This window comes from Streptomyces sp. NPDC057445 (assembly GCF_042802855.1).
GTDB lineage: Bacteria > Actinomycetota > Actinomycetes > Streptomycetales > Streptomycetaceae > Streptomyces.
The window spans coordinates 12,812-30,820 of record NZ_JBHVDH010000034.1 but is presented as its reverse complement, the minus strand read 5'-3'; the positions used below and the strand labels follow the sequence as shown (position 1 = coordinate 30,820).

General features: G+C 71.2%; 17 protein-coding genes. 13 read left to right on the top strand and 4 right to left on the bottom strand.

Annotated elements, in window-relative coordinates:
* Positions 1 to 83 precede the first annotated feature (83 nt).
* From rimO to ACFU5O_RS35680, 6 genes are all read left to right on the top strand, one after another.
* Positions 84 to 1,595, top strand: a complete 1,512-nt coding sequence (gene rimO / locus ACFU5O_RS35705) for a 30S ribosomal protein S12 methylthiotransferase RimO (protein WP_384246778.1) — start codon at positions 84 to 86, stop codon at positions 1,593 to 1,595.
* Entirely contained in the window at positions 1,592 to 2,278 is a 687-nt protein-coding gene (pgsA, locus tag ACFU5O_RS35700; RefSeq protein ID WP_384246776.1) for a CDP-diacylglycerol--glycerol-3-phosphate 3-phosphatidyltransferase, read from the top strand. The genes rimO and pgsA overlap by 4 nt, the downstream gene beginning before the upstream one ends.
* Entirely contained in the window at positions 2,275 to 2,796 is a 522-nt protein-coding gene (locus ACFU5O_RS35695) for a CinA family protein (RefSeq protein WP_384246774.1), read from the top strand. Before pgsA ends, ACFU5O_RS35695 begins: the two co-directional genes overlap by 4 nt.
* Positions 2,797 to 2,905: 109 nt before the next feature.
* A complete protein-coding gene (locus ACFU5O_RS35690; protein ID WP_028963738.1) occupies positions 2,906 to 3,289 on the top strand; it encodes a helix-turn-helix domain-containing protein in 384 nt (127 codons plus the stop codon).
* Positions 3,290 to 3,435: 146 nt separating this feature from the next.
* On the top strand, positions 3,436 to 3,906 hold the full coding sequence (locus tag ACFU5O_RS35685) for a Dps family protein (protein ID WP_384246772.1): 471 nt from the start codon (positions 3,436 to 3,438) through the stop codon (positions 3,904 to 3,906).
* Positions 3,907 to 4,085: 179 nt separating this feature from the next.
* Entirely contained in the window at positions 4,086 to 4,340 is a 255-nt protein-coding gene (locus ACFU5O_RS35680) for a hypothetical protein (RefSeq protein WP_384246770.1), read from the top strand.
* Here ACFU5O_RS35680 and ACFU5O_RS35675 read toward each other — a convergent pair.
* The 3 genes from ACFU5O_RS35675 to ACFU5O_RS35665 form a co-directional block, all read right to left on the bottom strand.
* Positions 4,288 to 5,052, bottom strand: coding sequence for an SDR family NAD(P)-dependent oxidoreductase (locus ACFU5O_RS35675; protein ID WP_384246768.1), 765 nt, complete (start codon positions 5,050 to 5,052; stop codon positions 4,288 to 4,290). The genes ACFU5O_RS35680 and ACFU5O_RS35675 overlap by 53 nt on opposite strands.
* Positions 5,053 to 5,115: 63 nt before the next feature.
* A complete protein-coding gene (locus tag ACFU5O_RS35670; protein ID WP_384246766.1) occupies positions 5,116 to 5,907 on the bottom strand; it encodes an Fpg/Nei family DNA glycosylase in 792 nt (263 codons plus the stop codon).
* Between the two features lie 103 nt (positions 5,908 to 6,010).
* The gene (locus ACFU5O_RS35665; RefSeq protein WP_384246764.1) at positions 6,011 to 10,633 is read right to left on the bottom strand and encodes an ATP-dependent helicase; all 4,623 of its coding nucleotides are present in this window, start codon (positions 10,631 to 10,633) and stop codon (positions 6,011 to 6,013) included.
* An 89-nt stretch (positions 10,634 to 10,722) separates the two neighbouring features.
* Here ACFU5O_RS35665 and ACFU5O_RS35660 point away from each other — a divergent pair, with 89 nt between their 5' ends.
* The 3 genes from ACFU5O_RS35660 to ACFU5O_RS35650 all read left to right on the top strand — a co-directional run bounded on the left by ACFU5O_RS35660 (position 10,723) and on the right by ACFU5O_RS35650 (position 12,864).
* Positions 10,723 to 11,556 (top strand): AraC family ligand binding domain-containing protein, encoded by an 834-nt coding sequence (locus ACFU5O_RS35660; protein WP_384246762.1) that lies wholly within the window; start codon positions 10,723 to 10,725, stop codon positions 11,554 to 11,556.
* A 295-nt stretch (positions 11,557 to 11,851) separates the two neighbouring features.
* Complete coding sequence (locus ACFU5O_RS35655; RefSeq protein ID WP_384246793.1) at positions 11,852 to 12,559, top strand: AzlC family ABC transporter permease; 708 nt, start codon at positions 11,852 to 11,854, stop codon at positions 12,557 to 12,559.
* On the top strand, positions 12,556 to 12,864 hold the full coding sequence (locus ACFU5O_RS35650) for an AzlD domain-containing protein (protein WP_384246760.1): 309 nt from the start codon (positions 12,556 to 12,558) through the stop codon (positions 12,862 to 12,864). Before ACFU5O_RS35655 ends, ACFU5O_RS35650 begins: the two co-directional genes overlap by 4 nt.
* A 23-nt stretch (positions 12,865 to 12,887) precedes the next feature.
* On the opposite strand, the gene ACFU5O_RS35645 is transcribed toward ACFU5O_RS35650, so the two are convergent.
* The gene (locus tag ACFU5O_RS35645; protein ID WP_384246758.1) at positions 12,888 to 13,793 is read right to left on the bottom strand and encodes a hypothetical protein; all 906 of its coding nucleotides are present in this window, start codon (positions 13,791 to 13,793) and stop codon (positions 12,888 to 12,890) included.
* Between the two features lie 79 nt (positions 13,794 to 13,872).
* On the opposite strand from ACFU5O_RS35645, the gene ACFU5O_RS35640 reads away from it, so the two are divergent.
* The 4 genes from ACFU5O_RS35640 (at position 13,873) to recX (ending at position 17,812) form a co-directional block, all read left to right on the top strand.
* Complete coding sequence (locus ACFU5O_RS35640; RefSeq protein ID WP_384246756.1) at positions 13,873 to 14,067, top strand: DUF3046 domain-containing protein; 195 nt, start codon at positions 13,873 to 13,875, stop codon at positions 14,065 to 14,067.
* 297 nt (positions 14,068 to 14,364) lie between these two features.
* Entirely contained in the window at positions 14,365 to 15,504 is a 1,140-nt protein-coding gene (locus ACFU5O_RS35635; RefSeq protein WP_384246792.1) for an AI-2E family transporter, read from the top strand.
* A 587-nt stretch (positions 15,505 to 16,091) separates the two neighbouring features.
* On the top strand, positions 16,092 to 17,225 hold the full coding sequence (gene recA, locus ACFU5O_RS35630; RefSeq protein ID WP_384246754.1) for a recombinase RecA: 1,134 nt from the start codon (positions 16,092 to 16,094) through the stop codon (positions 17,223 to 17,225).
* A gap of 8 nt (positions 17,226 to 17,233) precedes the next feature.
* The gene (gene recX / locus ACFU5O_RS35625) at positions 17,234 to 17,812 is read left to right on the top strand and encodes a recombination regulator RecX (protein ID WP_384246752.1); all 579 of its coding nucleotides are present in this window, start codon (positions 17,234 to 17,236) and stop codon (positions 17,810 to 17,812) included.
* The last annotated feature ends 197 nt before the right edge of the window (positions 17,813 to 18,009 follow it).

The following is an 18,009-nucleotide window of genomic DNA, read 5'->3' as shown; positions in this document are numbered from 1 at the left end:
GGTTGACCGGCTGAAACGGCAGCGTCCGCACGCGGGGAGACTCGCGGATCGGGCGTGGGCCGGGACAAAGTAGTCTTGAGCCCATGCCCGAACGCCGTACCGTCGCCCTTGTCACTCTTGGCTGCGCCCGCAACGAGGTGGACTCGGAGGAGCTCGCAGGCCGCTTGGCAGCGGACGGCTGGGAGCTCGTCGAGGAAGCCGCCGACGCCGATGTCGCAGTCGTCAACACCTGCGGATTCGTCGAAGCCGCCAAGAAGGACTCCGTCGACGCCCTGCTCGAAGCCAATGATCTGAAGGATCACGGGAAGACCCAGGCCGTCGTCGCCGTCGGCTGCATGGCCGAGCGGTACGGCAAGGAGCTCGCGGAAGCCCTGCCCGAAGCGGACGGTGTGCTCGGCTTCGACGACTACGCCGACATCTCGGACCGGCTCCAGACCATCCTGAACGGCGGAATCCACGCCTCGCACACTCCGCGCGACCGGCGCAAGCTGCTGCCGATCAGTCCGGCGGAGCGGCAGTCGGCCGAGGTCGCACTGCCCGGGCACGCCCAGGCACCGGCACCGGAGAGCGTGCCCGCCGACCTGCCCGAGGGACTCGCCCCCGCCTCCGGACCCCGTGCGCCCTTGCGCCGCCGCCTGGACACCAGCCCCGTCGCGTCCGTGAAGCTGGCGTCCGGCTGCGACCGTCGCTGCTCCTTCTGCGCCATCCCGTCCTTCCGCGGGTCCTTCGTCTCGCGGCGCCCGAGCGATGTGCTGGGCGAGACCCGCTGGCTCGCCGAGCAGGGAGTCAAGGAGATCATGCTGGTCTCCGAGAACAACACCTCGTACGGCAAGGACCTCGGCGACATCCGGCTGCTCGAGACGCTCCTGCCCGAGCTGGCGGCCGTCGACGGGATCGAACGGGTACGGGTCAGCTATCTGCAGCCCGCCGAGATGCGCCCGGGCCTCATCGACGTGCTGACGTCGTCGGAGAAGGTCGCGCCCTACTTCGATCTGTCCTTCCAGCACAGCGCCCCCGGCGTGCTGCGCGCGATGCGGCGCTTCGGGGACACGGAGCGGTTCCTCGCGCTGCTGGAGACGATTCGGGCCAAGGCCCCGACGGCGGGTGTGCGCTCCAACTTCATCGTGGGTTTCCCGGGCGAGACCGAAAGTGACTTCACCGAGCTCGAAGGCTTCCTCACGGCGGCACGGCTGGACGCGATCGGAGTCTTCGGCTACTCCGACGAGGACGGCACCGAGGCCGCCACCTACGAGCACAAGCTGGACCAGGACGTCGTCGACGAGCGGCTGTCCCATCTGTCCAGACTCGCCGAGGAGCTGACCGCCCAGCGTGCGGAGGAGCGGATCGGAGAGACCCTTGAGGTACTGGTCGAATCCGTCTTCGACGGGGGTCAGGACGAGGAACTGGACGCCGACGAGTACGCGGCCATCGGCCGCGCCGCCCACCAGGCCCCGGAGAACGACGGCCAGGTGATCTTCACCAGTGCCGACGGCCTGGTACCCGGACGGATGGTCGAGGCCAAGGTGGTGGGTACGGAGGGCGTCGACCTCGTCGCCGAGATCGTTTCGGAATGTCGTGAGGAGGCAGCCAGATGACGGGAGTCCCGGCGTCCGCGGGCGGGACCGGCAGGCCGGCCCCCGGCGGCAAGCTGGGCGCTGCGGCCGTCAATCAGGCCAGCCTGTGGAACATCGCCAACATCCTCACCATGGTGCGGCTGGTGCTCGTCCCCGGCTTCGTCGTGCTGTTGCTGATGGACGGCGGCCACGACCCCGCCTGGCGCGCCTGGGCGTGGGCCGCGTTCGCGGTCGCCATGATCACGGACATCTTTGACGGCCATCTGGCTCGTGCCTACAACCTGGTCACGGACTTCGGGAAGATCGCCGACCCGATCGCGGACAAGGCGATCATGGCAGCCGGCCTGATCTGTCTCTCGGCACTCGGCGATCTCCCCTGGTGGGTCACCGGAGTGATCCTCTTCCGTGAGCTGGGGATCACGCTGATGCGCTTCTGGGTGATCCGGCACGGTGTCATCCCGGCCAGCCGTGGCGGCAAGATGAAGACGCTCGCCCAGGGAACGGCGGTCGGGATGTATGTGCTCATGCTGACCGGTCCGCTGGCCACCCTGAGGTGGTGGGTGATGGCCGTCGCGGTCGTGCTGACCGTGGTCACCGGGCTCGACTACGTGCGACAGGCGGTCGTCCTGCGTCGCAGGGGGCTGGTGGCCGAACGAGAAGCGGCGCGGAGGGCTGAGCGGGACGCTGCGGAGTCCTCGCGATGAGTGCCGTTCCCCGCGACGCGGCCGGTGTACTCGCGCTCCTCGAGGAGCGCGGCGAGACCCTGGCCGTCGCGGAATCCCTCACCGGCGGTCTGGTGGCCGCGGAGCTGACCGCGGTCCCCGGCGCCTCGAAGACCTTCCGCGGCTCGGTGACGGCGTACGCGACGTCCGTCAAACAGGACATTCTGGGAGTCGACGGGGCCCTGCTGGCCGCACGCGGCGCGGTGGACCCGGATGTCGCGGCCCAGATGGCGGCTGGTGTACGGACCCGCCTGGACTCCGGCTGGGGGATCGCGACCACGGGAGTCGCGGGTCCGGAGACGCAGGACGGACAGCCCGTCGGAACGGTCTTCGTGGCCGTCGCCGGCCCGGACGGGGCGCGGAAAGTGGCCTCGCTGCGGTTGAACGGTGACCGCGCGGAAATCCGTAGAGGGAGTGTACGGAGCGTGCTGGAACTGCTCGCCGGAGAACTCCTGGGGAATGAGCGGGCACAGGATACGGAACAGAACGGGGGGACTTGATGTTTGCAGCCCTGAGTGAACACGTCATCGCTCCCCGCACGGCCGCAGCGCGAGGCGGTACGGTGGGGCGTGAAGGATGCGGCTACGCGGTCCGAGGAGGGAGCCACCGATGATTCTGCTCCGTCGCCTGCTGGGTGACGTGCTGCGTCGGCAGCGCCAGCGCCAGGGCCGTACTCTGCGCGAAGTCTCCTCGTCCGCCCGAGTCTCGCTCGGCTATCTCTCCGAGGTGGAACGGGGGCAGAAGGAGGCTTCCTCCGAGCTGCTCTCCGCGATCTGCGACGCGCTTGACGTACGGATGTCCGAGCTCATGCGTGAAGTGAGCGACGAGCTGTCGCTGGCCGAGCTGGCCGAGTCGGCAGCGGCGAGTGAGCCGGTGTCTGCGCCAGTGCGCCCGATGCTCAATTCCGTGTCCGTGACGTCGGTGGCGGGCGTGCCGACGGAGCGGGTGACGATCAAGGCGCCCGCGGAAGCGGTGGACGTCGTCGCCGCGTGATGGCGACGGGCTGACGGCCACGCTGATCTCCACGTGTGAGCCCCGGTCGGGTGGGTACCCGGCCGGGGCTTCACTATTTCTCTCACATGACCGTTTTGCGCCATATGTGCCATGGTGGGAGCGGTGTCATCAGAACGGAGGCCAGTATGTCCGTGGTAAAGAGCTCGCTGCCCGAGAACGAGCGCAAGATCACCGGTGAGGCGCTCCAGGGCGCGCTGGTGGATCTCGTCGATCTGTCGCTGGTGGCGAAGCAGGTCCACTGGAATGTGGTCGGACCGCGCTTCCGGTCCGTCCATCTCCAGCTGGACGAGGTCGTCGTCACTGCGCGGCAGCACTCCGACATCGTGGCGGAGCGTGCCTCCGCGATCGGCGTGGCGCCCGACGGGCGTGCCGGAACGGTCGCGTCGTCGAGCGTCATCGGGAAGGTGCCGGACGGGTGGATCCAGGACACCGACGTGATCAGCACCATGGTGAAGGCGCTGGGAGCGGTGATCGGCAAGATGCGGGAGCGCATCGAGGTCACGGCCGAGCCCGACCCCGTGAGCCAGGACATCCTGATCTCGCTCACTGCCGACCTGGAGAAGCACGCGTGGATGTTCCAGGCGGAGAGCGCCTAGCGGTGGCCGTGTCCGAGGGTGTGCCGACGGCCGACGCGGACAGCGCGCGCGGGCGCATAGCCCGGTGCACGGACCTCTGGGGCGCCTGGCACATACGCTGCGGACGCGCCCGGTGTGCATCCTGTGCGCCCTCCCGCCGAGTGATCGGTCCGGTCTAGCGTCGACCGGAGGAGGCGGCCATGGTAAGGCGATGGGTCCTGCTGCCGGCGCTTGCACTGGGCGCGCTGTGGTGGTGGGCCGTTCTGCGGCTGGCGCTGGTGCCGGAGCATGCGGGACTCGTCGAGGGGGCAGTGGCGGCGGGCGGGTGGGGGCTCAGCCTGCTGCCGGTGCATGTCGCGTCGCGGGCCGGGGAGGCCGGTAGGGCCGGGGGAACGACCACGGCTACCACGGCATCGCGACACCCCCGTTCGGTCGGAGGATCTGACCCGTCGTGAACGACGACGCGTCGGAGGCGAGATGAAGGACCGCGTGAGCGATGTCCTCGGGCTCGCCGACCCGGCCGAGCGGTGACAGCCTGACCATGGCGGCCTCCGCCTTCTGCTGCAGTTCCGCGTCATGGCGGTCGGTCATGGCGGTGCGGACCCAGCCGGGTGCCACGGCGTTCACCCGGATGGCGTAAGGCCCGAGCTCGGCGGCCAGGGTCCTGGTGAGCTGCACGACGGCCGCCTTGGACACGCTGTAGCAGAGCAGACCCGGCGTCGCGGCGTCGACCGCGCCAGAGGCCATGGTGATGATGGAGCCCTTGACTCCCGCGTCGATCATGGAGCGGGCGGCCGCCTGGCAGGCGTGGAGGACGCCCTTGAAGTTGACCGCGAGAACGCGGTCCAGATCCTCTTCGCGGGTCTCCAGAACCGGGCTTGAGTGCATGATGCCGGCGACCGCGGCCATGATGTGGAGCGGGCCCGCAGCCTGCACGGCCTCGCGAAGGCGGCCTGAGTCGCCGACATCGGCGAGATGGGCGCGGGCGGACCCGCCCGCGTCGGTGATCAGCGTCCGGGTGTCGTGCAGGCCCTTCTCGTCCACGTCCGCGCAGTGGACGGTGGCACCCGCCCGGGCGAGCAGGGCGGCGGTGGCGCGGCCGATCCCACTCGCCGCGCCGGTGACGAACGCGGTGCGGCCGGTGAGGTCGTACGCGGTGAGGGCCATGCCGGTGACCGTACGACCGGATCTGACGGGTCGTCAACCAATCGAGGGCGGGACGATGGATCCTCAGGTGGTGGGACCGGACTGGCAGCCAGGGCACCAGTACGACACCCGGTCGTCCTGGCCGGCCCGGCGGATCAGGGTGCCGCACCGCAGGCAGGGGCGGCCCTCGCGGCCGTACACGAACAGGTGCTGGTCGGTACGGCGGGCGCCGGGAATCGTGCGGCGGTCGAAGCGGTTCTTGTTCTCCTCCAGGAGCCGTTGAGCGGTCGCCATCAGTCGCTCGGCGACACCGTCGGGCAACTCGCCGATCGGGAGCCACGGAGTGACCCGGGCCAGGAAGGCCAGCTCCGACTTGTAGACATTGCCGATGCCGGCCAGATTGCGCTGGTCGAGCAGGGCCTCACCGAGCGGCCGGACCGGGTCGGCGAGGAGATTGCGCACGGCCGTGCCCGGATCCCAGTCGGGGCCCAGCAGATCGGGGCCGAGGTGCCCGACGACCCGCTCCTCGTCCTGGGTGCGGAGCAGTTCCAGCACCGGGAGGCGGTATCCGACGGCGGTGTGCTCCGTGTTGCCGAGGACCGCCCGGATCTGGTGGCCGGGGCCGCCACGCCAGCGCTCGCCGGCCGCGAACACCCGCCAGGAGCCGTCCATCCGCAGATGCGAGTGGAGCGTGAGTCCGCCCTCGATACGGGTGAGGAGATGCTTCCCACGCGACCTGACGTCCAGAACGTCCCGGCCGGTGAGATCGGCGGTGGCGAACCGCGGAACCCGCAGGTCGGAAACCGTGAGCGTCCGTCCGGCCAGGGCATCGTGCAGTTTCCGGGCGGTCAGCCAGACGGTGTCTCCTTCGGGCATGGCACCCATGATGCGCGAAACCTGACGGGTGTCGCTCGAGGACCGCCTGCGGCGGGCCGCGACACACGAGGCGGATCAGCTGCGATCCACCGGACAGCGCGGGTCAGGGCCGTATGCGGAGCCCCCTCGGGGTGGCGTGGAAGCCGGATTCCTCGAACGCGCGGGACAGGGGAGAGGTCAGCGCCGTTGCTCCGTTGATCCGCTCGACCGTGACCGTGCCGAGCGTACCTGCGCGCGCCGCCGCAGCGAGTGCCTCGGCCGCGGCCCGCAGCGCCGGGGCGTCCGGCTCGGTGGCCCAGGACAGGAGCGTCTTGCCGCCGCGTTCCATGTAGAGCGTGAGCTCACCGTCGACGAGGACGACCAGCGATCCCGCCTTGCGGCCGGGCTTGTGGCCCGCTCCGGAAGGGGGCTCGGGCCAGGACAGAGCCGCGCCGTACGCGTTCGCGGGGTCGGCCGCGGCCAGCACCACGGCGCGGGGCGCCGTGTGCGCGTCCGCGCGGTCGCGGGCGGTGGCGGCCGCTCGCAGCCGGTCCACGGCGCCGTCCATCGCGAACTGGGCCGCGCCCAGGCCCTCGACGACATAGCCGCGCCGGGCCTGCCCGCTGTCCTCGAAGGCGGACAGGATGCGGTACGTCGCCGAGAAGCCGCCTTCCACCCCTTCGGCGGCAACCGCGCCCCGGGTGACCACACCATGACGGTCCAGCAGTGTGCGGGCCAGGGCGTGAGCGCGGTGCGTCGGGTCCGGCTCATGGACGGGGAGCAGGGACCAGCGCCCGGAGACGGTCGGTGGCCCTGTACGGGACGCGGTGCGCGCGGCCGCCGTCAGCGAGCCGTAACGCCCCCGCGGAACGGTGCGCTTGGCGCGGTGCGCCGTGGAGCCCGCCGTACGGCCCGAGCCCAGGAGCGAGCGCAACGGCGCCAACGTGTCGTTGGTGAGCCGCCCGGACCAGGCCAGGTCCCAGAGCGCTTCGGCCAGTTGAGGATCGGTGGCATCCGGGTGGGTCGTCGCGCGGACCTGTTCGGCGATCTGACGGAAGAACAGGCCGTATCCGCCGGAAAGAGTGGTGAGCGCGGACTCGTGAAGGGCCGTCAGCTCCAGGGGGTGGGGCGGCGGAAGCAACAGCGGCGCGGCATCGGCGAGATAGAGGGAGACCCAGCCGTCCTTGCCGGGCAGGGCGCCGGCGCCTGCCCACACCACCTCCCCGGTCGTGGTCAGTTCGTCGAGCAGAGCGGGGGAGTAGCCGGCGACCCGGGACGGAAGGATGAGCTTCTCCAGAGCTGACGCGGGCACAGGCGCGCCCTGCAACTGCTCGACGGCCCGGGCCAGTCCGTCGATGCCGCGCAGGCTGTTGTTGCCCAGGTGCTGCCACTGGGGCAGGAACGTGGCGAGCGCGGCCGACGGGACCGGCTCCAGCTCCTGGCGCAGCGCGGCGAGGGAGCGGCGCCGCAGCCGCCGGAGCACGGCCGCATCGCACCACTCCTGACCGATGCCCGAGGGGTGGAACTCGCCCTGCACCACACGCCCCGAAGCGGCCAGGCGCTGCAGCGCCCCCTCGGTGACGGCCGCGCCGAGGCCGAACCTGGCTGCGGCCTGGGACGAGGTGAACGGGCCGTGCGTACGCGCGAAGCGTGCCAGCAGATCGCCCAGCGGGTCCTTGACGGGCTCCGTGAACGCCTCGGGCACACCCACGGGGAGCGCCGTGCCCAGGGCGTCCCGCAACCGCCCGGCATCCTCGACCGCCGCCCAGTGCTCGGCTCCCGCGATGCGGACCCGGATGGCCCGGCGGGCCCCGGCGAGCTCCTGCGGCCACTGCGGGTCGGCGCCGCGCTCGGCAAGCTCGGCGGTCGTGAGCGGCCCGAGCACCCGCAGGAGGTCGGCGACGCCCTCCACGTCCTTGACCCTGCGGTCGTCCGTGAGCCACTGCAGTTCCTGTTCGAGCTCCGTCAGCACATCGGCGTCGAGGAGCTCGCGCAGCTCGGCCTGGCCGAGCAGTTCGGCGAGCAGGCGCGAGTCCAGGGAGAGGGCGGCGGCCCGCCGCTCGGCGAGCGGTGAGTCCCCCTCGTACAGGAACTGCGCCACGTACCCGAAGAGGAGGGAGCGGGCGAAGGGGGACGGCTCAGGGGTGGTGACCTCGACCAGCCGGACCCGGCGGGACTCGATGTCACCCATCAGCTCCGCGAGCCCAGGGACGTCGAAGACGTCCTGGAGGCATTCACGCACGGCCTCCAGGACGATCGGGAAGGAGCCGAACTCGCTCGCCACCTGGAGGAGCTGAGCCGCGCGCTGGCGCTGCTGCCAGAGCGGGGTGCGCTTGCCCGGACTGCGACGCGGCAGGAGCAGGGCGCGCGCGGCACACTCACGGAACCGGGACGCGAACAGCGCGGAGCCGCCCACCTGGTCGGTGACGATCTGACTGATCTCGCCCTTGTCGAAGAGAGTGTCGGCGGCGCCGACCGGGGCCTTCTCGCTGTCGTAGGCCGTGTCCGGGTGCACCGGGTCCTGGTCGAGCAGGTCGAGGCCCATGAGGTCGGCGTCCGGCAGCCGCAGCACGATCCCGTCGTCCGCGTGCATGACCTGTGCGTCCATGCCGTACCGCTCGGCCAGGCGGGCGCCGAGCGCGAGCGCCCACGGGGCATGGACCTGTGCGCCGAACGGGGAGTGCACCACGACCCGCCAGTCGCCCAGTTCGTCGCGGAACCGCTCGACGAGGATCGTGCGGTCGTCGGGAACATGGCCGCAGGCGCGACGCTGCTCGTCCAGATAGGCGAGCACATTGTCGGCGGCCCACGCGTCGAGGCCGGCGGTGAGCAGCCTCAGCCTGGCGTCCTCGTCGGAGAGCGAGCCGATCTCCCGGACGAACGCGCCCACCGCACGGCCCAGTTCGAGCGGCCGGCCGAGCTGGTCGCCCTTCCAGAACGGGAGCCTGCCGGGCACCCCCGGCGCGGGGGAGACCAGCACCCGGTCGCGCGTGATGTCCTCGATCCGCCAGGACGTGGTGCCGAGGGTGAAGACATCGCCGACGCGGGATTCGTACACCATCTCCTCGTCGAGCTCGCCCACCCGGCCGCCGCCCTTCTTGGGGTCGGCCCCGGCGAGGAAGACGCCGAACAGCCCGCGGTCCGGGATCGTGCCGCCGGACGTGACCGCGAGGCGCTGGGCGCCCGGACGCCCCGTGACCGTCCCGGCGACCCGGTCCCACACCACGCGCGGCCGCAGTTCCGCGAAGGCGTCGGACGGATAGCGCCCCGCGAGCATGTCCAGCACTGCCGTGAAGGCCGACTCGGGCAGTGAGGCGAAGGGGGCGGCGCGCCGCACCAGGGCCAGCAGGTCGTCGACCTGCCAGGTGTCGAGGGCGACCATGGCGACGAGCTGCTGCGCGAGCACGTCCAGCGGATTGGAGGGAATGCGAAGCGCTTCGATGGAGCCGGTGCGCATCCGCTCGGTGACGACGGCTGCCTGCACCAGATCGCCCCGGTACTTGGGGAAGACCACGCCTGTCGACACCGCGCCCACCTGGTGCCCCGCGCGGCCGACACGCTGCAGACCCGAGGCGACGGACGGTGGCGACTCGACCTGGACGACCAGATCCACCGCACCCATGTCGATGCCCAGCTCGAGGCTGGAGGTGGCGACGACCGCGGGCAGTCGCCCCGCCTTCAGGTCCTCCTCGACCAGCGCGCGCTGCTCCTTGGAGACCGAGCCGTGATGCGCGCGGGCGAGCAGCGCGGGAGCCCCCTGCGCCGCTCCGGACTGGGCCATGATCTCTGCCGGGGGAGCGCCTTCCGGCAGCGGCTCCCCCACGGCCCGTTCGTATGCGATCTCGTTGAGCCGGTTGCACAGCCGCTCCGCGAGACGGCGGGAGTTGGCGAAGACGATCGTCGAGCGGTGCGCCTGCACGAGGTCGGCGATCCGCTCCTCCACGTGCGGCCAGATCGACGGCTTCTCGCCGGGACTGCCCGACTCGGAGGCGGGGGAGCCTCCGAGCTCGCCGAGGTCCTCCACCGGGACGACGACGGAGAGGTCGAACTCCTTGCCAGAAGGCGGCTGGACGATCTCCACCTTGCGCTGTGGTGAGAGGTAGCGCGCCACCTCGTCGACCGGCCGGACCGTCGCGGAGAGCCCGATCCGCCGTGCGGGGCGCGGCAGCAGCTCGTCCAGCCGCTCCAGCGACAGGGCGAGGTGTGCGCCCCTCTTGGTGCCGGCGACCGCGTGCACCTCGTCCAGGATCACCGTCTCGATGCCCGCAAGCGCCTCGCGGGTCGAGGACGTGACCATCAGGAACAGCGACTCGGGCGTCGTGATCAGAATGTCCGGCGGGCGGGTCGCCAGTGCCCGCCGCTCGGCCGCCGGAGTGTCACCGGAGCGGATGCCGACCCGCACATCCGGCTCGGGCAGCCCGAGCCGCACCGACTCTTGACGGATGCCCGTCAAAGGGCTGCGGAGATTCCTCTCGACGTCGACCGCGAGCGCCTTCAGCGGAGATACGTACAGCACACGGCAGCGTTTCTTCGCGTCCGCCGGCGGCGGCGTGGACGTGAGACTGTCGAGGGCCGCAAGGAACGCGGCCAGGGTCTTGCCGGAGCCGGTGGGGGCCACCACCAGTACGTCCGAACCCTGCTCGATGGCCTGCCAGGCGCCCTCCTGGGCCGCGGTGGGCGCACTGAACGCCCCCGTGAACCAACCGCGGGTCGCGGGGGAGAAGGAGTCGAGCGCGTTCCTGGACATGCCCCAATCCTGCACCCGGCCACTGACAACGTGCCCGACCTGCGGAAATGCCCGAGCTGCGAGCATGCCCGGCCTGAGAGAATGACGGCATGGCAACGGGCGAGTGGGCACGGCTCTGGCAGCACGAGGGGCTGCCGGGCATCGATCTGCTCAGGGCCCGCTACGTCCGTCACACCTTCCCCCGCCACAGTCACGAGGGGTATGTCTTTGCCGCGATCAGCGGCGGTATCGAGGACGTCGGCCTGCCCGGCGGGGTCGTGCACGCGGGACCCGGCACGGTCGTCATGATCAATCCGGAGGTGCCGCACACCGCGAGGGCCGGGGTCCCAGAGGGCTGGGTGTACTCGACGCTCTATCCCTCGGCAGCCATGGTCGCCGAGATCGCCGCGGAAACGACCATGATCCGCGGCACACCCGGGTTCGCAGAGACCGACGTGATGGATCACGAGGCGGGCCGGCTGATCCGCGAGGTCCACCGTGCGGCGGAGGAGGGCAATGCCCTTGCCGCCGACAGCATGCTCCGGATCATGGTCTCCCGGATGCTGCGCCATTACGGCAGTGCGCTGCCCCCGCGCGAGCCGCGCACGGCAGGCGCGCGCAACGCGGAACGCGCCCGTGCGCTGCTGGAGGAGCGGATGGGCGATCCGCCCACGCTGCAGGCCCTGTCCGACAAGCTCGGCACCAGCCCGTTCGCCCTGCTGCGGGCGTTCCGCGACAGATACGGGATGCCGCCGCACACCTGGCTCACCGACGCGCGGGTCCGTCGTGCCCGCCGACTGCTCGACTCCGGCGTCGCCCCGGCGGAGGCGGCCGTCCTGGTCGGCTTCACCGACCAGCCCCACCTCAACCGGCATTTCGCGCGGATCGTGGGGGTGCCGCCGGGGGCGTACCGGCGTGGGCGCGGACTCGACGGAGCACGCTGAAGAACCCGAGCGGCCGGAGGGGGGACCGGGCGGGCCGAGGTCCTTGCCCGGTTCCTGAAGCCGTCGCCCCAGGGCCGCCGCAAGAACGTACAAGACGGGAACGGGCCGCGCCCCTAACGTCGCAGGCGTGGCAGAACAGACAGCATCCGCGGACATACCCGTCGAGGGGGTACGGCCTGCGCTCTCTCACGGGCCCGGACAGCCCGGTCACCCCGGACCGCCCGGACAGCCCGGTCACCCCGGACCGCCCGGACAGCCCGGTCACCCCGGACCCGGTCACCCCGGACCGCCCGGTATCCCCGGCGCACCCGTGAAGGCCGACTCCGCCGTCGTACGGGACGCCCTCGGTGTAGGAATCGCCGTGGGTCTCTCCGGCTTCGCCTTCGGGGTCACGGCCGCGGGCGCTGGGCTCGAGGTCCTGCAGATCTGCGTGCTCAGCCTGCTCGTGTTCACGGGCGCCTCGCAGTTCGCGCTGGTCGGCGCGCTCGCCGCGGGCGGCAATCCGTTCACGGCCGCGGCAGGCGCCTTCTTCCTCGGCACCCGCAACGCCTTCTACGGACTCAGGCTTTCCCAGCTGCTCGCCCTGCCGCGGTACGCACGGCCTTTCGCCGCCCACTGGGTCATCGACGAGACCACCGCCGTCTCCCTGGCACAGCCCACCCGGCGCGCCGCACGGCTGGGCTTCACCGTCACCGGTCTCACGCTCTATGTGCTGTGGAACCTCACCACACTGCTCGGGGCGCTCGGGGCAGAGGCGATCGGCGACACCGCGGCCTGGGGTCTGGACGCCGCCGGGCCCGCGGTCTTCCTCGCCCTGCTCGCCCCCATGCTCCGTACGACGACCGAACGGGTCGTCGCCGGCCTCGCGGTCGTACTGGGGCTCGGGCTGCTGCCGGTGCTCCCCGCCGGGGTGCCGGTGCTGGTCGCGGCGCTCGCCGCGCCCGCCGTCCTCTGGCTCGAAGGCCGCAAGATCGCCAGTAGTCGGAAGGGAACGGACCGTTGAACGTCTGGATCGCGATCGGCGTGACGGCGGTCGCCTGCTACCTGGTCAAACTTGCCGGTCTTCTCGTCCCCGCCGGGGTGCTGGAACGCCCGCTGGTGCAGCGGCTGGCCGCCCTGCTCCCTGTGGCGCTGCTGGCGGCGCTCACGGCGCAGCAGACCTTCAGCGCCGACGCCGCGCTCGTCGTCGATGCCAGGGCGGCGGGGGTGGGAGCGGCGGCGGTGGCGCTGATCCTGCGTGCGCCCTTCCTCCTCGTCGTCGCGGCCGCCGTCCTCGTCACCGCGGGTGTGCGGGCGCTCGGCGGCTGATGCCCAGGGCAGTGGACGAGGCGTCAGCGCACCGTCCGGCCGTGCGCCCTCAGGGTCCGCAGTGCCTCGATCGTGACGATCGGCCGCCACTCCAGGGCGACGGCCGGTGCCCACCGGCGCCACCGGACGGGCCAGCCGCCGTCGTCCTGCTGCTCGTCCGCGAGGTGGTCGAGCGCGAGGTCCATCTCCTCTTCCGTGAACCAGCGGCGGGCGAGCGAGCCGGGCACGCGCGCGTAGTCGTACGGAAAGTGCCGCTCGCCCGGGGCGTAACCCGCGGCGACCGGATACTCGTCCGGCCGTGACGGATCGAGGACCACCAGGCGCTGCTCGCGCGCGAGCCGGCCGAGGCGGTCCGCCGCCGCCTCGGCCCGGGAACGGTCCGGAACGCCGTCCAGGAAGGCGACCGCCGCCTCGATCTCGTACGGATGGGACTTCTCCAGCGCGTCGACCGCCGCCCAGCAGAAGTCCGTCGCCCGGAACAGCCACGCGTGCCACACCTGGTTGCGGTGCAGCAGTCCGACGACCGGCCCGGTCGCCAGGAGCTCGCTCGCCGGATCGTCGACGACCGGGATGAACGGCGCGGACGGGTAGCCGCGCTGCGAGGGATGGATCACAGGCAGGGCCCCGTCCCCGGCGGCGACATCCGTGAGGTAGCGGCACACCCGCTCGGCCCGCAGCCCGCCGCAGCGTCCGATGGAGTCCAGGACGCGCAGCGCGTGCGCCGTGTGCAGCGGCTGACTCACGGGGCCGCGGAGATCGGGTTCGAGGGCGTGTCCGTATCCGCCGTCCTCGTTGAGATACGCGGTCAGTGCGGCCTCGACCGGTTCCGCGCCCGCGCCCAGGAAGTGGTAAGCGAACCGGCGTTGCTCGAGCACGCGGGCGGTCAGCCAGATGAAGCGCTCGGCCCGTGCCAGTGGTGTTCCAGCCATGCTCCGACCGTAGGGCGGAAACGGCTTCCGGGAAGGCGGTCGGCCATGGCTGCACTCTCAGGAGCGGGATACTGGGGGCATGCGGTTGACGATTTTCTGGGAGCGGATGGAAGAGCACTTCGGCGCGTCGTTCGCCGACTCCTTCGCTCGCGACCATGTGATGGCCGAACTCGGCGGCCGCACCGTGCACGAGGCACTGGCGGCGGGGTGGGAGACGAAGGACGTGTGGCGAGGGGTCTGCGCGGCGGTCGGGATCCCCGCGGACAAGCGTTGAGTCGCGGGGTTTTCCACAGGCCTTGGTCCGGTGGTCATGGCGGTAGGCGAGACTTGCCCCGTGGCATCCACTGACAAGACCGCCCGTGACGAAGAGCCGTCGACCGCCTTGCCGGGCGCCGACGGGGCCGAGAGCGGCGCCCGCACGCCGGGGACGGCTACCGACGCGTCGGGCACCGGCTCCGGCGTGCCGGATCCCCGCGCCGGCGTGATGGACACCGGCAGCGGGGCACCTCCCGAGGCCATTCCCGGCCCAGGCGCCGCGAGAGGGACCGCCCGGACCGGCGGTCCCGTCCGTATGCCCCGCTGGCTGCCTCGCGCCATGGTCCTGGCGCTGGCTCTCTATGCCTGCTTCCAGCTCGGCAGCTGGGCGTTCCACCAGCTCGTCGGGCTGCTGATCAACCTTCTGATCGCGTTCTTCCTGGCGCTGGCGATCGAGCCCGCGGTGGGCCGCATGGCGGCCCGCGGCATGCGCCGGGGTCTGGCCACCTTCCTCGTCTTCTTCGGGGTCCTGATCGTCGGCGCCGGCTTCGTCGTGCTGCTCGGCTCCATGCTGGCGGGCCAGATCGTCGAGATGGTCGAGGACTTCCCCAAGTATCTCGACCAGGTGATCAACTGGAGCAACGAGACGTTCCACACCGAACTGTCCCGGGTCGCGATCCAGGACAGCCTGCTGCGGTCGGACTGGCTGAAGAAGTACGTCCAAAACAGTGCGACCGGCGTTCTCGACGTCTCCGCGACCGTGCTCGGCGGCCTGTTCAAGGTGCTGACGATCTTCCTCTTCTCGTTCTACATCGCGGCGGACGGGCCACGGCTGCGGCGGGCGCTGTGTTCCGTGCTGCCGCCTTCGAAGCAAACAGAGGTGCTGCGCGCCTGGGAGATCGCGGTCGACAAGACGGGCGGCTATCTCTACTCGCGGGGCCTGATGGCGCTGATCTCCGGGGTCGCGCACTACATCCTGCTGGCGCTGCTCGGCGTCCCGTACGCCCCGGCGCTGGCGGTGTGGGTGGGCCTGGTCTCGCAGTTCATACCGACGATCGGTACGTATCTGGCGGGCGCCCTGCCGATGCTGATCGCGTTCACGGTCAATCCCTGGTACGCGGTGTGGGTGCTCGGCTTCGTGCTGATCTACCAGCAGTTCGAGAACTATGTCCTGCAGCCCAAGCTGACCGCGAAGACGGTGGACATCCACCCCGCTGTGGCGTTCGGTTCGGTCATCGCGGGCACGGCGCTGCTGGGCGCGGTCGGCGCGCTGATCGCGATTCCGGCGATCGCCACGCTCCAGGCGTTCCTCGGCGCGTACGTGAAGCGGTACGACGTGACGGACGACCCGCGTGTCCACGGCCACCGCCACCACGGTGAGGCGGTGGTGGCACGGCTGCAGCGTGCGCTGAGCAGCAAGAGGGAGCAGGCGTCACCCTCGGAGGGCGACGCCTGAGGCTCCGTGACGCACTGAGGACAGACCGAGGGCGACCGGTGCCTGCTCGTGCCGAGGGACGGCGCAACCCCGGAGTCCGTGAATCCGCGGGTGAGCGGGTGAGGGCGAGGCGCGCCGGCAGCGCCCGCCGGCTCGATGCGGAGGGTGCGGATCGATGACGAGCGAGCGCGGAGCGAAACTCCTCGATGCCGGTCAGCAGGGCATCTCCCGCGAGCGAAGCGCGGCCGGCGAACGCTCGGCTGCCTCCGGGCCGCCGGCCCGCAGGCATCTGTGACGACTTCCGCAGGCATCCGTGACGACTGCCGGGATGCGACCCAGGTCCGCCGCATGGCGGAGGGTGGGCTCTCGCCGACCGTGGGCGGACTGCGGGCCGTCTGCTCCCTCAGGCTCCCGAACGCGCCCGAGCGCTTGGTGGTGCGGCTTGACACCAAAATCGAACATCCATTCTTATGGAGTTCCCGGCCCGTAGATCCCGGGGTTTCCGCCGGGTTTTCCACAGGCGGGACGGACGCCGGGGCGCATTGTCAGTGGCAGGGGTTAGCGTCTGTGACGTGAAGCGATCGACTCAAGCATCCCGGGTGGAACCCATGGCAGGAACCGACCGCGAGAAGGCGCTCGACGCCGCGCTCGCGCAGATTGAACGGCAATTCGGCAAGGGCGCCGTGATGCGTCTGGGCGAGCGGCCGAACGAGCCCATCGAGGTCATCCCCACCGGGTCGACCGCACTCGACGTCGCCCTCGGCGTCGGCGGCCTGCCGAGGGGCCGTGTGGTGGAGGTGTACGGGCCGGAGTCCTCCGGTAAGACGACCCTGACCCTGCATGCCGTGGCCAACGCCCAGAAGGCCGGCGGCCAGGTCGCCTTCGTGGACGCCGAGCACGCCCTCGACCCCGAGTACGCGAAGAAGCTCGGTGTCGACATCGACAATCTGATCCTGTCCCAGCCCGACAACGGCGAGCAGGCGCTCGAGATCGTCGACATGCTCGTCCGCTCCGGTGCCCTCGACCTCATCGTCATCGACTCCGTCGCGGCGCTCGTGCCGCGCGCGGAGATCGAGGGCGAGATGGGCGACTCCCACGTGGGTCTCCAGGCGCGGCTGATGAGTCAGGCGCTCCGGAAGATCACCAGCGCGCTCAACCAGTCCAAGACCACCGCGATCTTCATCAACCAGCTCCGCGAGAAGATCGGCGTGATGTTCGGCTCGCCGGAGACCACGACCGGTGGTCGTGCCCTCAAGTTCTACGCCTCGGTGCGTATCGACATCCGCCGTATCGAGACCCTCAAGGACGGCACGGAGGCGGTCGGTAACCGCACCCGCTGCAAGGTCGTGAAGAACAAGGTGGCGCCGCCCTTCAAGCAGGCCGAGTTCGACATCCTGTACGGCCAGGGCATCAGCCGCGAGGGCGGCCTCATCGACATGGGCGTGGAGCACGGCTTCGTCCGCAAGGCCGGCGCCTGGTACACGTACGAGGGCGATCAGCTCGGCCAGGGCAAGGAGAACGCGCGGAACTTCCTGAAGGACAACCCCGACCTGGCCAACGAGATCGAGAAGAAGATCAAGGAGAAGCTGGGCGTCGGTGTCAGCCCGGCGGCTCCGTCGGCCGAGCCGGGCGCGGACACGGCGAGCGCCGGCACCCCGGCCGATGAGCCCGCGAAGTCGGCGCCCGTGCCCTCCACGAAGGCGACCAAGGCCACCAAGGCGGCTGTCTCGGCCAAGAGCTGAGCCGACCCGTGACCCGGCGCACCGAATGGCCGGGCGACAGCCCCGACTCGTCGAGGGCCGAGCAGGAGCTGTCGCCCCAGGATCCGGCGGAGCGGGCGCGGGCGATCTGCCTGCGCCTGCTCACCGGAACCCCGCGCACGCGGAAGCAGCTCCGCGATGCGCTGCATAAAAGGGACATCCCGGAAGGCGTCGCCGATGAGGTCCTCTCTCGTTTCGAAGACGTCGGCCTCATCGACGACGCGGCGTTCGCGGACGCCTGGGTGGAGTCCCGGCACCATGGGCGGGGTCTGGCCCGTCGTGCCCTTGCGCGCGAACTGCGCACCAAGGGCGTCGACCCGGCGTTGATCGACGAGGCGGTCGGTCAGCTCGACTCCGACCAGGAGGAGGCGACGGCCCGCGAGCTGGTAGCCCGTAAGCTCCGGGCCACCCGCGGCCTCGACCGCGACCGGCGGCTGCGCCGCCTGGCGGGCATGCTCGCCCGTAAGGGCTACCCGGAGGGCATGGCCCTGCGGGTGGTCCGCCGGGCCCTGGAGGAAGAGGGCGAGGACACCGAGGGCCTGGACGCCGCCTCGGACGACCTGTACTGACCCGGGTCCAACGGTCGCCCGTTGGCCCATGCACCACATCGGCCCGCGCACGGGGGGCGGGCCGAGCGGTGCGGCTGCCCGGAATACGTGGATCTATGGGCCGGAGGCCCGGAGGGGACGGGGCGGGGTGGTTCCACCCCGGGCCCCGGCCGTTCACGAGGCGCGGGCAGAGCGTGTGGCCGTGTCCCGACCGGGGA